The 16,533-nt window shown below is 64.3% G+C and carries 13 protein-coding genes; 11 read left to right on the plus strand and 2 right to left on the minus strand.

What is annotated here, in order from left to right; translation table 11 throughout:
* Positions 1 to 41: 41 nt before the first annotated feature.
* The 3 genes from CKW37_RS13450 to rarD all read left to right on the plus strand — a co-directional run bounded on the left by CKW37_RS13450 (position 42) and on the right by rarD (position 4,041).
* Positions 42 to 1,943 carry a PhoX family phosphatase gene (locus tag CKW37_RS13450; protein ID WP_095156194.1) on the plus strand — a complete coding sequence of 634 codons (1,902 nt, stop codon included), beginning with the start codon at positions 42 to 44 and terminating at the stop codon, positions 1,941 to 1,943.
* 175 nt (positions 1,944 to 2,118) lie between these two features.
* The gene (locus tag CKW37_RS13455) at positions 2,119 to 3,093 is read left to right on the plus strand and encodes a serine/threonine protein kinase (protein ID WP_095156195.1); all 975 of its coding nucleotides are present in this window, start codon (positions 2,119 to 2,121) and stop codon (positions 3,091 to 3,093) included.
* Positions 3,094 to 3,153: 60 nt separating this feature from the next.
* The gene (rarD, locus tag CKW37_RS13460) at positions 3,154 to 4,041 is read left to right on the plus strand and encodes an EamA family transporter RarD (RefSeq protein ID WP_095156196.1); all 888 of its coding nucleotides are present in this window, start codon (positions 3,154 to 3,156) and stop codon (positions 4,039 to 4,041) included.
* Between the two features lie 237 nt (positions 4,042 to 4,278).
* On the opposite strand, the gene CKW37_RS13465 is transcribed toward rarD, so the two are convergent.
* Entirely contained in the window at positions 4,279 to 4,797 is a 519-nt protein-coding gene (locus tag CKW37_RS13465; RefSeq protein ID WP_095156197.1) for a glycine cleavage system protein R, read from the minus strand.
* 440 nt (positions 4,798 to 5,237) lie between these two features.
* Here CKW37_RS13465 and CKW37_RS13470 point away from each other — a divergent pair, with 440 nt between their 5' ends.
* On the plus strand, positions 5,238 to 7,415 hold the full coding sequence (locus CKW37_RS13470; protein ID WP_095156198.1) for a malate synthase G: 2,178 nt from the start codon (positions 5,238 to 5,240) through the stop codon (positions 7,413 to 7,415).
* A gap of 120 nt (positions 7,416 to 7,535) precedes the next feature.
* On the opposite strand, the gene CKW37_RS13475 is transcribed toward CKW37_RS13470, so the two are convergent.
* The gene (locus CKW37_RS13475) at positions 7,536 to 7,982 is read right to left on the minus strand and encodes a response regulator (protein WP_095156199.1); all 447 of its coding nucleotides are present in this window, start codon (positions 7,980 to 7,982) and stop codon (positions 7,536 to 7,538) included.
* Positions 7,983 to 8,181: 199 nt separating this feature from the next.
* Between CKW37_RS13475 and CKW37_RS13480 the strand changes: the two genes are divergently transcribed.
* The 7 genes from CKW37_RS13480 to CKW37_RS32960 all read left to right on the plus strand — a co-directional run bounded on the left by CKW37_RS13480 (position 8,182) and on the right by CKW37_RS32960 (position 16,434).
* Positions 8,182 to 10,119, plus strand: coding sequence for a DUF294 nucleotidyltransferase-like domain-containing protein (locus CKW37_RS13480; protein WP_095156200.1), 1,938 nt, complete (start codon positions 8,182 to 8,184; stop codon positions 10,117 to 10,119).
* A 10-nt stretch (positions 10,120 to 10,129) separates the two neighbouring features.
* A complete protein-coding gene (locus tag CKW37_RS13485) occupies positions 10,130 to 10,840 on the plus strand; it encodes a PolC-type DNA polymerase III (RefSeq protein ID WP_095156201.1) in 711 nt (236 codons plus the stop codon).
* A 117-nt stretch (positions 10,841 to 10,957) separates the two neighbouring features.
* The gene (locus CKW37_RS13490) at positions 10,958 to 11,476 is read left to right on the plus strand and encodes an RNA polymerase sigma factor (protein WP_095156202.1); all 519 of its coding nucleotides are present in this window, start codon (positions 10,958 to 10,960) and stop codon (positions 11,474 to 11,476) included.
* Entirely contained in the window at positions 11,473 to 12,438 is a 966-nt protein-coding gene (locus CKW37_RS13495; protein ID WP_095156203.1) for a FecR domain-containing protein, read from the plus strand. The genes CKW37_RS13490 and CKW37_RS13495 overlap by 4 nt, the downstream gene beginning before the upstream one ends.
* A 148-nt stretch (positions 12,439 to 12,586) precedes the next feature.
* On the plus strand, positions 12,587 to 15,013 hold the full coding sequence (locus CKW37_RS13500) for a TonB-dependent receptor (RefSeq protein ID WP_095156204.1): 2,427 nt from the start codon (positions 12,587 to 12,589) through the stop codon (positions 15,011 to 15,013).
* A 156-nt stretch (positions 15,014 to 15,169) separates the two neighbouring features.
* A complete protein-coding gene (locus tag CKW37_RS13505; protein ID WP_095156205.1) occupies positions 15,170 to 16,282 on the plus strand; it encodes a PepSY domain-containing protein in 1,113 nt (370 codons plus the stop codon).
* On the plus strand, positions 16,279 to 16,434 hold the full coding sequence (locus CKW37_RS32960; protein ID WP_177454421.1) for a hypothetical protein: 156 nt from the start codon (positions 16,279 to 16,281) through the stop codon (positions 16,432 to 16,434). Before CKW37_RS13505 ends, CKW37_RS32960 begins: the two co-directional genes overlap by 4 nt.
* The last annotated feature ends 99 nt before the right edge of the window (positions 16,435 to 16,533 follow it).

Consider the following 16,533-nt stretch of genomic DNA (forward strand, 5'->3'; position numbering starts at 1 on the left):
CGGCTGATTAAGGTGACTGCCTAAACCGCAGGAAGCCTGTCATGAACCTATTAGAAGAAAACCAACTGACCGACCTCGAACAGATGGTCGGTCTCAGCCGTCGCCGCTTCATCGGCGCCGGCGCCTTGTGTGGTGCGGCGCTGTTTCTCGGTGGCAACCTCCTCAGCCGCAGCGTGCTGGCCGATAGCGTCAGCGCCGCCAGCAGCACCCTGCTCGGCTTCGCCGGCATTCCCGCGTCGACCGCCGATGGCATCAGCCTGCCGCCGGGCTACAAGGCCTCGGTGCTGATCAGTTGGGGCCAGCCGCTGAGCGCCAAGGCGCCAGCCTTCGACCCGTCCGGCAAGGGCACGGCCAAGGCCCAGGAAATCCAGTTCGGCGACAACAACGACGGCATGAGCCTGTTCCCCTTCCCCGGCGATGAACACCGGGCGCTGATGGCGATCAACAACGAATACACCAACTACCGCTACCTGTTCGACCACGGTGGCCAGCCCGCCAACGCCGAAGACGTGCACAAGGCCCAGGCCGCCGAAGGCGTCTCGGTGATCGAAGTGCGGCGCAAGGACGGCCAGTGGCAGTTCGTCGAGGACTCGCCCTACAACCGCCGCATCCACGGCAACACGCCAATCCGCCTGAGCGGCCCGGCCGCCGGCGACGCCTGGCTGCGCACCGCCGCCGACAACAGCGCGACCAAGGTCCTCGGCACCTTCCAGAACTGCGCCAACGGCAAGACGCCGTGGGGCACCTACCTGACCTGCGAAGAAAACTTCACCGACTGCTTCGGCAGCAGCGACCCACAGCAGGCGTTCGATGCCGCGCAAAAACGCTACGGCGCCTCGGTGACCGGCAAGGAAGTCGGCTGGCACCCGCACGACCCGCGCTTCGACCTGGCGAAGAACCCCAACGAACTGAACCGCCACGGCTGGGTGGTGGAAATCGACCCGTTCGATCCGAAGTCCACGCCGGTCAAGCGCACCGCCCTCGGCCGCTTCAAGCACGAAAACGCCGCCCTCGGCGAAACCCGCGATGGCCGCGCGGTGGTGTACATGGGCGACGACGAGCGGGGCGAGTTCATCTACAAGTTCATCAGCCGTGACCGCATCGACCACAAAAACCCCACCGCCAACCGCAACCTGCTCGACCACGGCACCTTGTATGTGGCGCGCTTCGATGAAGGCGACGGCAATCCCGGGCACCCGAAAGGCAAGGGCCAGTGGCTGGAACTGAGCCATGGCAAGAACGGCCTCAACGCCGCCGCCGGCTTCGCCAGCCAGGCGCAAGTGTTGATCCACGCGCGCCTGGCCGCCAGCCTGCTCAAAGCCACGCGCATGGACCGCCCCGAGTGGATCGTGGTCAGCCCCAAGGACGGCCAGGTCTATTGCACCCTGACCAACAACGTCAAACGTGGCGAAGAAGGCCAACCGGTGGGCGGACCCAACCCACGCGAGAAGAACGTCTACGGCCAAATCCTGCGCTGGCGCGAAACCGCGGACGATCACGCCTCGATGACATTCGACTGGGACCTGTTCGTGGTCGCCGGCAACCCCGAGGTGCATCCGGGTGCGGCCAAGGGCGGCTCGACCAACGTCACCGCGCAGAACATGTTCAACAGCCCTGACGGCCTGGGTTTCGATGCGGATGGCCGGCTGTGGATCCTCACGGATGGCGACTACAGCAACGCCGGAGATTTCGCCGGCATGGGCAACAACCAGATGCTCTGCGCCGACCCGGCGACTGGCGAAATCCGTCGCTTCATGGTCGGGCCGGTGGCGTGTGAAGTGACCGGTATCGCCTTCGCGCCGGACCAGAAGACCCTGTTCGTCGGTATCCAGCACCCGGGTGAAACCGGCGGCTCGACCTTCCCCGAGCACTTGCCGAACGGCAAGCCTCGCTCGTCGGTGATGGCGATTGTGCGCGAGGATGGCGGGGTGATCGGCGCCTGATCCCGTCACAAAAAAATCCTCTGTAGGAGCGAGCTTGCTCGCGAAGGGCCACCAGGCGGCCTCGGAGCCGCTAATGCCGCCCTTCGCGAGCAAGCTCGCTCCTACAAGGTTTGCGCCCTGAGTTACCATGCCGAATCGATGCGGCCGCTCACCTGCCGCACAGCCGGAGTCGCGCATGTCTCATCCCTTCAATACCCTCACTCCCGATCTGGTCCTGGATGCCATTGAAAGCCAGGACCTGCTCAGCGACGCGCGGGTGCTGGCCCTGAACAGCTATGAGAACCGCGTCTATCAGGTCGGCATCGAAGACGCCGAGCCGGTGATCGCCAAGTTCTACCGGCCTGACCGCTGGACCGACGCCGCGATTCTTGAAGAACATGCCTTCACCGCCGAACTGGCCGATTGCGAAGTGCCGGTCGTCGCGCCGCTGGCGCACAACGGCAAGACCCTGTTCGAGCACGCCGGTTTCCGCTTCGCGCTGTTCCCGCGCCGCGGTGGCCGCGCGCCGGAGCCGGGCAACCTGGATCAGCTCTACCGCCTTGGCCAATTGCTTGGCCGCCTGCACGCGGTGGGCGCCACCCGTCCATTCGCCCACCGGGAACACCTTGCGGTGGATAACTTCGGCCACGCCTCGCTGGCCACCCTGCTCGACGGCGGGTTCGTGCCGAAGAGTCTGCTGCCGGCCTTCGAATCCGTGGCGCGCGACCTGCTCAAGCGCATCGAGGCCATCTACGCCCGCACTCCGCACAAGCTCACTCGCCTGCACGGCGACTGCCACCCCGGCAACATGATGTGCCGCGACGACGTATTCCATATCGTCGACCTCGATGACTGCCGCATGGGCCCTGCCGTGCAGGACCTGTGGATGATGCTGGCCGGCAACCGCGAAGAACGCCTGGGCCAGTTGGCCGAGCTGATGGACGGCTACAACGAATTCCACGACTTCGACCCGCGTGAGCTGGCCCTGATCGAACCCCTGCGCGGCCTGCGCCTGTTGCACTACAGCGCCTGGCTGGCACGGCGCTGGGACGACCCGGCGTTCCCGCGCAGCTTCCCCTGGTTCGGCCAGGAGCGTTACTGGGGCGACCAGATTCTCGCCCTGCGCGAACAGTGCGCGGCGCTGGACGAAGCGCCGCTGAAATTGTTCTAAATGTGTCTGGCGCTCTGTCTACAATGGCGGCGTATTTAGCTAGCTAAGCAAGGAACCTGCATGACTGCCGCAAACCCGCGCCGCGGGTACATCCTGGGCCTTACCGCCTACATCATCTGGGGCCTGTTCCCGCTCTACTTCAAAGCGCTGCAGAGCGTTCCGTCGCTGGAAATCATCGTCCACCGGGCGCTCTGGTCGGCGCTGTTCGGCTCCTTGCTGCTGTTGGTCTGGAAGCATCCTGGCTGGTGGCGCGAGCTGCGCGAGAATCCGCGTCGCCTGGCGGTGCTGGCGGTCAGCGGCGTGTTGATCGCGGCCAACTGGCTGACCTACGTCTGGTCGGTGAACAACGGGCGCATGCTCGAAGCCAGCCTCGGTTACTACATCAACCCGTTGGTAAACGTGCTGTGGGGTATGCTGTTGCTCGGCGAGCGACTGCGGCGCCTGCAATGGGTCGCGGTGGGCCTGGCGGCGCTGGGCGTGGCGCAGCAGGTCTGGCAGGTGGGCAGCTTGCCCTGGGTGTCGCTGGTGCTGGCGCTGACCTTCGGCTTCTACGGGCTGATCCGCAAACAGGCGCCGGTCGCCGCCCTGCCCGGCCTGGTCGTGGAAACCTGGATGCTGGTGCCGCTGGCGCTCGGCTGGCTGCTGCTGCACCCGGACGCACACAGCGCCCAACCGGCGTTCTACATGAGCAGCGAAGCGCTGTGGCTGATGGCGGCCGGCCCGGTGACGCTGGTCCCGCTGGTGTGCTTCAACGCCGCCGCGCGGCACCTGCCGTACACCACGCTGGGCTTCCTGCAATACCTCGCGCCAACCCTGGTGTTGCTGCAGGCCGTGCTGTTGTTCGATGAACATTTGTCCAGCAGCACGCTGGTGGCGTTCATGTTTATCTGGGCCGGTCTGGCGCTCTACAGCGTCGATGCCTGGATGAGTTTGCGTCGCCGCGCCTGATCAAAAAATGTACAAACCTGCGGAGGCCACGCCGTTCGTGGCCTCCAGCAACCTCTCCCAAGGTTATCCACACCCTCATCCCCGTGCTTTGTGCACAAGCCCCTGAATTCTGGTGATTTTTTGCTCAAACGCCGGAAAGCCACGGCCCGTGTGGCCTGGCGCCGTGACTCCCCAGCTTATCCACAGGCGGGTCCCCGATAAAACGGGATAAGTGAAACAGCAGGGAATTGGGGATAACTACTCTTCCGGGCGCAGTTCCAGGTCCACCATCAGGTCGTCGGCGAGCGCTTCGAGACGCGACTGCAAGTCATCCAGCGACAGGGTCAGCGGCACAGCAAGCAATGCATCGGCGTGAAACAGGGGTTCACTGCTCATCGGCGCCGGCCGTACATCCGTGCTCAAGCGCTCGACGTTGACGCCCTGCTCGGCCAGCAGACGAGTGATGTCGCGGACAATACCGGGACGGTCATTGCCCACCAGGCTCATGGCAATGGGTTTCCAGGTGCAGGACGGTTCGATACCGCTTTCCGCGATCAGCACACGGATGCCGCGCTCGCCCAACGCCTGCAAGGCGTCCACCAGTTCTTCGTGGGATTCGGCCGGCACCGCCACCCGCAGGATCCCGGCGAACTGCCCGGCCATCCGTGACATGCGGCTTTCCAGCCAATTGCCATTATGCTCGGCGATGCATTGAGCGATACGCTCCACCTGGCCGGCCTTGTCGGCGGCGATGACAGTGAGTACAAGATGATTCACGCGGACGACCTCTGCTGGAAAACCCGTGGAAACGCCCATGGCAACGGCGCGCCGGGAAAGTATAGGCAAGGCGCGGCAACCTGCCGCAGGCCTTTCGAAAATCAAATCGTGTACTGTTTTAAGATTTATCTGGAACAATCCACACAAATTTTGCGAACATACGCCTTCCCAGCGTGACCCCATGCGACCAAACGGTCGCAGAACGACGTATTTAGTCTAATTTTCACAAGCGCAGCGCATCATGTAGTATGCCGCGGCGCGGACTACAAAACGTTCCGATCCGATGTCTGCCAAGCGCCTGTGAAAATGCGCAACCGCCCGCCAGCCCGTCTGGAAGGCCGCACCCAGTCGCCCGCAAGGGCATGCCCTGGTGCCGTGTTTAGAGAAGCGCGTAAGGCATAAATAGAAAAGCGTAATAGCTGAGCAGAGTGAGGCAAGCAATGACTGAACACGTTCAAGTCGGTGGCCTTCAGGTCGCCAAAGTCCTGTTCGACTTCGTGAACAACGAAGCCATTCCCGGAACCGGCGTCAGCGCCGAGAAGTTCTGGGCAGGTGCGGAAAAGATCATCCACGACCTCGCTCCAAAGAACAAAGCCCTGCTGAGCAAACGCGACACCCTGCAAGCGCAGATCGATGCCTGGCACCAGGCGCGCAAAGGCCAGGCCCACGACGCCGTGGCTTACAAAGCATTCCTTCAGGAAATTGGTTATCTGCTGCCAGAAGCATCGGATTTCCAGCTCTCCACCCAGAACGTGGACGACGAAATCGCCCGCATGGCCGGCCCGCAGCTGGTCGTCCCGGTGATGAACGCCCGCTTCGCCCTGAACGCCTCCAACGCTCGCTGGGGCTCGCTGTATGACGCGCTCTACGGCACCGACGTGATCAGCGAAGCCGATGGCGCGGAAAAAGGCAAAGGCTACAACAAGGTTCGCGGCGACAAGGTCATCGCCTTCGCCCGCGCCTTCCTCGACGAGTCCGCGCCACTGGCCGCCGGCTCCCATGTCGACGCCACCCGCTACAGCATCGACGGCGGCAAGCTGATCGTCGCCCTCAAAGGCGGCAGCAACAGCGGCCTGCGTGACGACGCGCAACTGATCGGCTTCCAGGGCCAGGCTTCCGAGCCAACCGGCATCCTGCTCAAGCACAACGGCCTGCACTTCGAGATCCAGATCGATCCAACCACCCCGGTCGGCCAGACCGACGCCGCCGGCGTGAAAGACGTCCTGGTCGAAGCCGCACTGACCACCATCATGGACTGCGAAGACTCCGTGGCAGCCGTCGATGCCGACGACAAGGTCGTGGTCTACCGCAACTGGCTCGGCCTGATGAAGGGCGACCTGGCGGAAAGCGTGAGCAAGGCCGGCCAGACGTTCACCCGCACCATGAACCCGGACCGCGAATACACCGCGCCCAATGGCGGCACCGTCACCCTGCACGGTCGTTCGCTGCTGTTCGTGCGTAACGTCGGCCACCTGATGACCATCGACGCGATCCTCGACAAGGACGGTAACGAAGTGCCGGAAGGCATCCTCGACGGCCTGGTCACCAACCTCGCGGCGATCCACAACCTCAACGGCAGCGCCACCCGCAAGAACAGCCGCACCGGTTCGGTCTACATCGTCAAACCGAAGATGCACGGCCCGGAAGAAGCGGCGTTCACCAACGAGCTGTTCGGCCGCATCGAAGACATGCTGGGCCTGCCGCACAACACCCTGAAAGTCGGGATCATGGACGAGGAGCGCCGCACCACGGTCAACCTCAAGGCCTGCATCAAGGCTGCCAGCGAGCGCGTGGTGTTCATCAACACCGGCTTCCTCGACCGTACCGGTGACGAAATCCACACCTCGATGGAAGCCGGCGCCATGGTGCGCAAGGGCGCCATGAAGACGCAGAAGTGGATCGGCGCCTACGAAAACTCCAACGTCGACATCGGCCTGGCTGCTGGCCTTCAAGGTCGCGCACAGATCGGTAAAGGCATGTGGGCCATGCCGGACCTGATGGCCGACATGCTCGAGCAGAAGATCGCTCACCCGCTGGCCGGTGCCAACACCGCCTGGGTGCCGTCGCCGACTGCCGCTGCACTGCACGTGCTGCACTACCACAAGGTCGACGTGTTCGCCCGTCAGGCTGAACTGGCCAAGCGCGCACCGGCTTCGGTCGATGACATCCTGACCATCCCGCTGGCACCGGACACCAACTGGTCCGCCGACGAAATCCGCAACGAGCTGGACAACAACGCCCAAGGCATCCTCGGCTACGTGGTTCGCTGGATCGACCAGGGCGTGGGTTGCTCGAAAGTGCCGGACATCAACGATGTCGGCCTGATGGAAGACCGCGCCACCCTGCGTATCTCCGCCCAACTGCTGGCCAACTGGCTGCGTCATGGCGTGGTGAGCGAGGAGCAGGTGCTGGAAAGCCTCAAGCGCATGGCCCCGGTGGTGGACAAGCAGAACGCCAACGACCCGCTGTACCGCCCGCTGGCGCCAGACTTCGACAACAACATCGCCTTCCAGGCGGCGGTCGAGCTGGTCGTCGAAGGCACCAAGCAGCCGAACGGCTACACCGAGCCGGTGCTGCATCGTCGTCGTCGTGAGTACAAGGCGCGTAACAGTCTCTGATCGCAGGCGCTGAATGTGGGGCTGCTGTGCAGCCTGATCGCGAGCAAGCTCGCTCCTACAGGTTCGTACAATGTAGGCGCGAGCCGAAGCGTCGCGATGGGGCCGCAAAGCGGCCCCCGTTCATTCCTGAATCCCCAACTCCCGCCGCACCAACTCCATCAGCTTGTCCACATCGATCGGCTTGAGCAGAAAATCCACCACGCTCAAATGCATCGCCGTGATCGCGTCCTGTACGTCGGCATCGCCGGAAATGATGATGATCGGCAGTTGCGCCCACTCCGATTCGCGCACCTTGCGAATCAGCTCCAGGCCATCGAACGGCCCCATCCGCAAATCCGTGATCAACAAACCAATGCGCCGGTCGCTCGCGATGACCAGCAGTGCATCGTCAGCAGCGGTCAACGTTACACACTCGATACCGTGGAACTCGAGGATCTCGGCCAGCAGCGCGCGGGCGTCTTCGTCGTCATCGACGATCAGCACTTTCTGCGGGCTGGCTGGGGGCGCCGTAAGCTCCGCCAGCGCCGCACGTTCGGCGTCGCTCAGTAAATCATCGTGATCGGGCATGGATGTCTCATCGTCGGTGACCTGCAGAATGTCCCGTAAATCAAGTTCAGACCGCATTCGGAGTGCTTGCAACCTGTATTTCGTCCGGCACCCCTCCCTTAGACTTACGTCCAATGGGCACCGGGTAGCCCGCAGCCGACCATGAAGGCAATAACAACAAAACGGTTTCCCTGGACGAAACCCTGGAACGGTCACGCCGATGAGCAAAATGGACGCTTTCACCCAAGCCGGGAAAACTGCAGTGATGCAGAACATCCAGGGCACCATGCAGTTCCTGCAACGCTTCCCGCCGTTCAATCAGATGGAAAATGCCCATCTGGCCTATCTGGTCGAGCAGTGCCAACTGCGGTTCTACGCGGCCGGCGACAGCATCATCAAGCCCGCTGACGGCCCGGTCGAGCACTTTTATATCGTCAAACAGGGTCGCGTGGTCGGCGAACGCACCCATGTGGTCAAGGGCGACACTGAAACCACCTTCGAAATCGCCCGCGGCGAATGCTTCCCGCTGGCCGCCCTGCTGGGCGAGCGCGCCACCCGCACCGAGCACGTGGCCGGCGAAGACACGTTTTGCCTGCAACTGAACAAAGCCGCGTTTATCCGCCTGTTCGCCTTGTCCGAAGTGTTCCGCGATTTTGCCCTGCGCGGCGTCAGCAGCCTGCTCGACCAGGTCAACCAGCAGGTCCAGCGCCGCGCGGTGGAAACCCTCGGCAACCAGTATTCGCTGAACACCCGCCTCGGCGAACTGGCCATGCGCCACCCGGTGGCCTGTACGCCGCAGACCAGCCTGCGCGAAGCGGTACGGCTGATGGATGAAACCCAGGTCGGCAGCATCGTGATCGTCGACGAAGAGCGCTTCCCCGTGGGCATCTTCACCCTGCGCGACCTGCGTCAGGTGGTGGCCCGGGCCGAGACCGACTTCGACTCGGCGGTGTCCGGCCACATGACCGCCTCGCCGTTCTACCTCACGCCCCAGGCCAGCGCCTTCGACGCCGCCATCGCCATGACCGAACGGCATATCGCCCACGTCTGTCTGGTGGAAGACCGGCGCCTGTGCGGCGTGGTGTCCGAGCGCGATCTGTTTTCCCTGCAACGGGTCGATCTGGTCCATCTGGCCCGCACCATCCGCAGCGCGCCGCGCCTGGAAAGCCTGGTGGCGATGCGCGGCGAAATCGGCCAGCTTGTGGAACGCATGCTGGCCCACGGCGCGTCCTCGACGCAGATCACCCACATCATCACCCTGCTCAACGACCACACCGTGTGCCGGGTGATCGAACTGGCGATCGAGGAAAAGGGCGACCCGGGCGTGCCATTCACCTGGCTCTGCTTCGGCAGCGAGGGCCGCCGCGAACAGACGCTGCACACCGACCAGGACAACGGCATCATCTTCGACGCCCGCGATGCGGCCGAAGCCGCCGAAATTCGCGGGCGCCTGCTGCCGCTGGCGCAACATATCAACCAGGGCCTGGCGCAGTGCGGTTTCAGCCTGTGCAAGGGCAACATCATGGCCGGCAATCCCGAGCTGTGCCTGTCGCGGGCCGAATGGGCGCGGCGCTTCGCCGCCTTTATCCGCGAGGCGACCCCGGAAAACCTGCTGGCTTCGAGCATCTATTTCGACCTGCGGGTGGTCTGGGGCAACGACGACAGTTGCGAACAACTGCGCCAGAGCGTCCTCGACCAGGTCGCCGACAATCGCCTGTTCCAACGCATGATGGCGGACAACGCGCTGCGCCAGAAACCGCCGGTGGGGCGCTTCCGCGAGTTCGTCCTGACCCGCAGCGGCAACGACAAGGCCGCCACCCTCGACCTCAAGGTCCAGGGCCTGACGCCCTTCGTCGACGGCGCGCGGCTGTTGGCCCTGGCCAACGGCATCAGCGCCAACAACACCCTTGAGCGCCTGCGCCAACTGGTGGCAAAGGAAGTCATCGACCCGCTGGACGGCGGCGCCTTCGAAGAGGCTTACCACTTCATCCAGCAGACCCGCATGCAGCAGCACCAGTTGCAGACCCGGCAAAACCTGCCCTACTCCAACCGCGTCGACCCGGACAGCCTCAACGACCTCGACCGGCGCATCCTGCGTGAATCGCTGCGTCAGGCCCAACGCCTGCAAAGCAGCCTGGCCCTGCGTTACCAACTGTGAGTTTTCAGCTATGAGCCTGTTTGCCTGGCTGCGTCCCAGCCAACCCACCCTCGACGACGTGCAGCGCCAGCGCCTGGCCGGGCTGGGCACGCCGCCGGTGCTGGGCGAAGCGCCGCTGGGCAAGCAGCGCTGGGTGGTGCTGGATCTGGAAACCAGCGGCCTGAACGTCAACCGCGATCAGGTGTTGTCCATCGGTGCCGTGGTGATCGAAGACGGCGCCATCGATTTCAGCCAGCAGTTCGAACGCACCCTGCACCGCCACGACCACAAGCTCGCGCCCAGCGTGCTGATCCACGGCCTGGCGCCCAGCGCCATCGCCGCCGGCTGCGACCCGGCGGAAGCGCTGCTGGACCTGATGGACTTCATCGGCGACAGCCCGCTGCTGGCCTTCCACGCCGGTTTCGACCAGCGCATGCTCAGCCGCGCGCTCAAGGACAGCCTCGGCTACAAGCTGGCGCACCCATTTATGGACGTGGCGGAACTGGCGCCGCTGCTCAACCCGGATGTGGTGATGCGCGACGCCGGCCTGGACGACTGGGTGGCGCACTTCAAACTGCTGGTCGAGGAACGTCACAACGCCAGCGCCGACGCCCAGGTCACCGCCGAACTGGCGCTGATTCTGTTCAGCCAGGCCCGGCGCCAGCAACTGGACAGCCCGAAGGCTCTGGAGCAACGCCTCCAGGGCTGGCGGCGCAAGCGCCAGCAAAGCCACGGGATGTAATCGCCCTTCCCCGACCGCGCTGAATCCGATGAGCGTTAATTGCACAGTGCCACGGGCTCTGACACAATCGCGAATAATTCTCGTTAGTTAACGCATTCTTTTTTTCCGGGGAACGCCTTGTCGTCCGTGCCTAGCCCTCACAACGAGCTGGTCGGTGCGCTGTACCGCGACCACCGCAGCTGGCTGCTCGCCTGGTTGCGCCGCAACCTTGCCAGCGCGGAGCGCGCCGAAGACCTGAGCCAGGACACCTTCGTGCGCCTGCTCGGTCGCGACGAGTTGCCGACGCCACGCCAGCCGCGGGCGTTCCTCATGGCCGTGGCCAAGGGCCTGCTGTTCGACCATTTCCGCCGCACGGCGCTGGAGCAGGCGTACCTGGAAGAGCTGCTGCTGGTGCCCGAGGCCGAACAACCGTCCCCCGAAGCGCTGCTGCTGATCCTCGAAGACCTCAAGGCCATCGACCGCCTGCTCGGCAAGCTGTCGAGCAAGGCCCGCGCGGCGTTCCTGTACAACCGCCTGGACGGCATGACACACGCCGAGATCGCCGCCAAACTCGGCGTCTCCGTGCCGCGGGTGCGCCAGTACCTCGCCCAAGGCATGCGCCAGTGCTACATCGCGCTGTACGGCGAGCCGACATGAGCGCGCTGAACGCCCGACCGGTTTCCGCCGGTGTGCTCGATGCCGCCATCGCCTGGCAACTGTGCCTGGATGCCGGCAGCGGCAACGCCCAGGAACGCGCCGACTTCGAGCGCTGGCACGCCGCCAGCGAAGAACACGCCCGCGCCTGGCTGCAACTGGGCATGCTCGACCAGCGTTTCGCCGCCGCCGCAGGCCCGGCGCGCAAGGCCCTGATGCAATCACGGGTCAGCCTGCGCAAGCTCGGCAGCGGGCTCGCCAGCCTGTTGCTGGTGGGCGGCCTGCTCAGTTGGGTCAACGCCCACCAGACTTTGGGTTACTGGCTCGCCGACCAGCGCACCGCCACCGGCGAGCAGCGCAGCCTGCGCCTGGACGACGGCACGCTGATCAGCCTGAACACCCATTCGGCGGTGGACATCCGCTTCACCGAGAACGAACGCCTGATCGTGCTGCACGACGGCGAGATTTCCATCGAGACTGGGCACAAGGCCAACGACCTCCGTCCGTTCGTCGTCGCCACCGATGATGGCCGCATGCGGGCGTTGGGCACGCGCTTCCTGGTGCGTCTGGAAGGCGATGGCACGCGCCTGAGCGTGTTGCAGTCGGCCGTGGCCGCCAAGCCGCAGGACAGCGGCGACGAGCAGATCGTGCATGAAGGCCAGGAAGTGTTGATGAGCCACGACCAATTGGGTCGCATCAACACCCTCAAGCCCGGCGCCGACGCCTGGACCCGCGGCATGCTGGTGGTGGACAACGTGCGGCTGGGCGACCTGCTGGGCGAACTGGGGCGTTATCGCGCCGGTTACCTGGGCGTTGCGCCCGAAGTCGCCGATTTGCGCATCACCGGCAGCTTCCCGCTGCATGACACCGACCTGGCGCTGAAATCGCTGTTGCCGACCCTGCCGGTGCAGGTGCAGCAGCGGACGCCGTGGTGGGTGACGGTGATGGCGCGTAACGACAAGTAAATGAGGGCCTCATCGCTGGCTTGCCAGCGATAAGGCCCCCAAACCCACCACCGAAATCTAAATCGAAAATATTTTCATCCAGCCCTATCACTTTTCAATTCTCGCTCGGCAAGGAGGCTAGTTAGCACATATCCCGTCGAGGACCCGCATGACCCGCTCAATCGAAAGCTTCCTGCGTCCAAGCCTGCTGGCCGTGGCCATTGCCATCGCCGCACCGTTGGCCAGCACCCCGCTGATCGCCGCCGAACAGGCCGGCAACCTGCGCAGCTACAACCTGCCGGCCGCGCCACTGGCCACCACCCTGAACCAGATCGCCAGCCAGGCCGGCATTGCCCTGACCCTGGACCCGGCACTCGCCAGCGGGCGCACCTCGGCCCCGGTCAAAGGCCAGTACGACGCCGTCGGCGCCCTGCAACAGGCCCTGCGCGGCAGCGGCCTGCAACTGCAACAGAGCAGTGCCGGGACGTATAGCCTGGTGGCCGTGGAAGAAAACGCCATCGCCCTGCCCAGCACCGATATCAACGCCAAGGTCGCCAGCGCTGACGGCAGCGCCGCCGCCGGCTACCGCGCGGAAACCATCAAGAACGTCGGCGCCCTCGGCGCCATGAAGCTGCAAGACACGCCTTACTCCATGAGCGTGGTGTCCCAGGAATTCCTCAAGAACACCCAGACCACCAGCCTCGACGACGTGTTCAAGCGCAACCCCGCCACCCAGCTCTACGGGCCACGCGCCGCCGGTTATGCCAGCGCCGTCGCGATCCGCGGCTTCAGCGGCTCCGGCAACATGAACATCGCCAACGACGGCCTGCGCTTCAGCAACGGCGCCGATGCCGGCAACTTCATCGAAGACACCGAGCAACTGGAAATCATCACCGGCCTGACCGGCTTCCTGTATGGCCCGGGCACGCCCGGCGGCCTGGTCAACTACGTGCTCAAGCGCCCGACCTACGAGCGCTACAACAGCGTCACCCTCGGCAACGCCGGCGGCGAAAACTACTACATGCATGGCGACTTCGGCGGCAAGATCGACGACGCCGGCGTGTTCGCCTACCGCCTGAACGTGCTGGCGCAGGACGGCGAGACCGCCATCGATCTGCAGAAGCACCGCCGCGAAATGATCAGCGCGGCACTGGACTGGAACGTCAACGACGACCTGCAGATCCAGTTCGACGCCTCCCACCGCCGCAACCAGGTGCATGGGCTGAGCAGCTACTGGTATGTCGCGCCGGGTATCGAGCGGCCTGATGCTTCGTCGCTGAAAAACGACAAGCTGTACAGCCAGAAATGGTCGTTCTCCGACAACGAAACCGACAAGGCCGGCGTGCGCGCCAACTGGCGCCTGAACGACACCTTCACCGTGCGTGCGGCCTTCGCGGCCCAGCAGTACACCGATGAGTTCACCTACACCGGCCCGACCCTGACCAGCGCCACCACCTACAGCCAGCCGCTGTACGCGTTCGCGCCGATCGAAACCGAAGAAAAATCCGGCTCGCTGTTCCTCGATGCCGCCTTCGCCACCGGCCCGCTGGACCACAAGCTGACCGTGGGCTACCAGGGCAACACCACCCGGGTTAAACAGTACGAGGACCACATCCCGTCTCTGGATTTGCAGTACCAGTCTCCGGTGGGCACCCTGCCGATCAGCGAGCAGCCGCAAGTGACCAAGCCCGGCTGGTCCATCGGTCATGGCGACCAGCGTCTGGCCAACAGCGCGGAAACCAACAACTTCCTGCTCGGCGACATCATCACCTTCAACGAGCAGTGGTCGACCATCCTTGGCGTGACCCAGACCCAGATCAAGAGCTACACCAACGAGTTCGTCTACGCCAAGGCCTTCGGCACGCCGGAGACCGAAACCAAGTACAACAAGAGCAAGACTTCGCCAAACATCTCGCTTATCTACAAGCCAGTGCCCTGGCTGACCACCTACGCCACCTACATCGAAGGCCTGCAGGCCGGCGGCGTAGCGCCAAGCGATGCGATCAACGCCGGTCAGGCGCTGGCGCCGCAGATCAGCGAACAGTATGAAATCGGCGCGAAGGCGACCGTGGGCGACACCCTGCTCACCCTGGCCTTCTTCAACATCGACAAGCCGAACAACTACAAGAACAGTGCCGGGCTCTACACCCAGGACGGCCGCCAGGAAAACAACGGCATGGAGTTCAGCGTGACCGGCAAAGTGCTGCCTGAGCTGACCGTGGTCGGCGGTATCACCCTGCTCGATCCGAAGGTCAAGAAGACCGCCATCACCGCCAACGAAGGCAACGCCCCGACTAACGTCGCCAAGCAACTGGCCAAGGTCTACGCCGAGTACGATCTGGACGCCCTGCCGGGCGTAGCGCTGACCGGTGGTGCCTACTACACCGGCAAGCAATATGCCGATGAAGCCAACCACGTGAGCCTGCCGTCGTTCACCACCTTCGATGCGGGTGCGCGCTACAAAACCCACGTGGCGGACAACGACGTGACCTTCCGGGTCAACGTCGCCAACCTGGCGAACAAGGAATACTGGCTGAACAGCTTCTACCTGGGTGATCCACGGACTGTGCAGTTCTCGGCTCAGTTGGAGTTCTAAGCTCCCATCGCGACAGTTTGGCGCCCCGACAAGCTCGCGCCTACAGGTGATCGCCTCTCCCTGTAGGAGCGAGCTTGTCGGGGCGCCGAACCGTCACGATTATCTGCAAAACAGGCGCAGACCTGTCCCGCTTTCTACCGACGGTTAGCCAACCCCATGCAAGCCAAAACCATCCGCCGCTGGTCCGCGATCCACACCTGGACCAGCCTCATCAGCACCCTGTTCCTGCTGCTACTGGCAGTCACCGGCCTGCCGCTGATCTTCCATCATGAAATCGACCACCTGCTGGGCGACGCGCCCGAGCTGAAGGTGATGCCCGCCGACACCCCGAAACTGGACCTCGCGCAGCTTGTGCTCAAGGCCGAGGCCCATCGTCCGGGCGAGGTGATGCAGTACTTCGGCTGGGACGAAGACGACAGCAACGGCGTGGTGGCGATCATGGCCGCCACCGCCGGCACCGAGCCCAACTCGTCGCACACCTTCATGCTCGACGCGCGCACCGGCGAAGTCGTGGAAATGCCCTCGGCCAACGGCGGTTTCATGATGACCATGCTGCGCCTGCACGTGGACATGTTCGCCGGCCTGCCGGGCAAGCTGCTGCTGGCGTTCATGGGCGTGCTGTTTGTCGTGGCGATCATTTCCGGCGTGGTGCTCTATGCGCCATTCATGCGCCGGCTGGACTTCGCCACGGTGCGCCACGACAAGTCGCAGCGGCTGCGCTGGCTCGACCTGCACAACCTGATCGGCGTCGTCACCCTGACCTGGGCGCTGGTGGTGGGCGTCACCGGGGTGATCAGCGCGCTGTCGGACCTGGTCATCGCCGCGTGGCGCAACGACAGCCTGACGGCGATGGTCGCGCCGTACCGTGATGCGCCGCCGCTGACCGAGTTGGCGCCGGTCAGCCGGGTGCTGGATATCGCCGCCGAGGCCGCGCCGGGCATGACGCCGGACTTCATCGCCTTCCCCGGCACGCGCTTCTCCAGTGAGCACCACTACGCGGTGTTCATGAAGGGCAGCAGCCACCTGACCGCCCATCTGCTGACACCGGTACTGATCGACGCCAGCACCCTGGCGGTCACCGCCGTGGGCGAGCGGCCGTGGTACATGGACGCCATGGGCCTGTCGCAGCCGCTGCACTTTGGCGACTACGGCGGCCGGCCGATGCAGATTCTGTGGGCGGCGCTGGATGTGCTGACCATCATCGTGCTGGGCAGCGGGCTCTATCTCTGGTGGGTGCGCCGGCGCACGGTCGCGGAGGGGGCGCGATGAACATGAAGGTGTTTGGCATGCCGCTGTTGATCGGGGTGCTCGGGGCGGCGGGGTTGTTTGCGGCGCTGCTCGGGGATGGCTGGTGGGACGCGCTGGCGTGGGTTGGGTTGGGGTTGCCGGTCTGGTATGGGTTCAGGGGCTTCTTCAGGTAGATATCTGCTGCCTTATCGCGAGCAAGCTCGCTCCTACCCCTACCCTGTAGGAGCGAGCTTGCTCGCGATGGGCAACAACGCCACCTCCGGGAACATTCC

This window comes from Pseudomonas sp. Irchel 3E13 (genome assembly GCF_900187455.1).
In the GTDB taxonomy this organism is placed as follows: Bacteria; Pseudomonadota; Gammaproteobacteria; order Pseudomonadales; family Pseudomonadaceae; genus Aquipseudomonas.

What these genes read in the sequence shown, in the direction of transcription:
- CKW37_RS13450 (WP_095156194.1), top strand. Translation starts at nt 42, where the DNA reads ATGAACCTATTAGAAGAAAACCAACTGACCGACCTCGAACAGATGGTC.
- CKW37_RS13485 (WP_095156201.1), top strand. Translation starts at nt 10,130, where the DNA reads ATGAGCCTGTTTGCCTGGCTGCGTCCCAGCCAACCCACCCTCGACGAC.
- CKW37_RS13455 (WP_095156195.1), top strand. Translation starts at nt 2,119, where the DNA reads ATGTCTCATCCCTTCAATACCCTCACTCCCGATCTGGTCCTGGATGCC.
- CKW37_RS13480 (WP_095156200.1), top strand. Translation starts at nt 8,182, where the DNA reads ATGAGCAAAATGGACGCTTTCACCCAAGCCGGGAAAACTGCAGTGATG.
- rarD (WP_095156196.1), top strand. Translation starts at nt 3,154, where the DNA reads ATGACTGCCGCAAACCCGCGCCGCGGGTACATCCTGGGCCTTACCGCC.
- CKW37_RS32960 (WP_177454421.1), top strand. Translation starts at nt 16,279, where the DNA reads ATGAACATGAAGGTGTTTGGCATGCCGCTGTTGATCGGGGTGCTCGGG.
- CKW37_RS13500 (WP_095156204.1), top strand. Translation starts at nt 12,587, where the DNA reads ATGACCCGCTCAATCGAAAGCTTCCTGCGTCCAAGCCTGCTGGCCGTG.
- CKW37_RS13475 (WP_095156199.1), bottom strand. Translation starts at nt 7,982, where the DNA reads ATGCCCGATCACGATGATTTACTGAGCGACGCCGAACGTGCGGCGCTG.
- CKW37_RS13470 (WP_095156198.1), top strand. Translation starts at nt 5,238, where the DNA reads ATGACTGAACACGTTCAAGTCGGTGGCCTTCAGGTCGCCAAAGTCCTG.
- CKW37_RS13495 (WP_095156203.1), top strand. Translation starts at nt 11,473, where the DNA reads ATGAGCGCGCTGAACGCCCGACCGGTTTCCGCCGGTGTGCTCGATGCC.
- CKW37_RS13505 (WP_095156205.1), top strand. Translation starts at nt 15,170, where the DNA reads ATGCAAGCCAAAACCATCCGCCGCTGGTCCGCGATCCACACCTGGACC.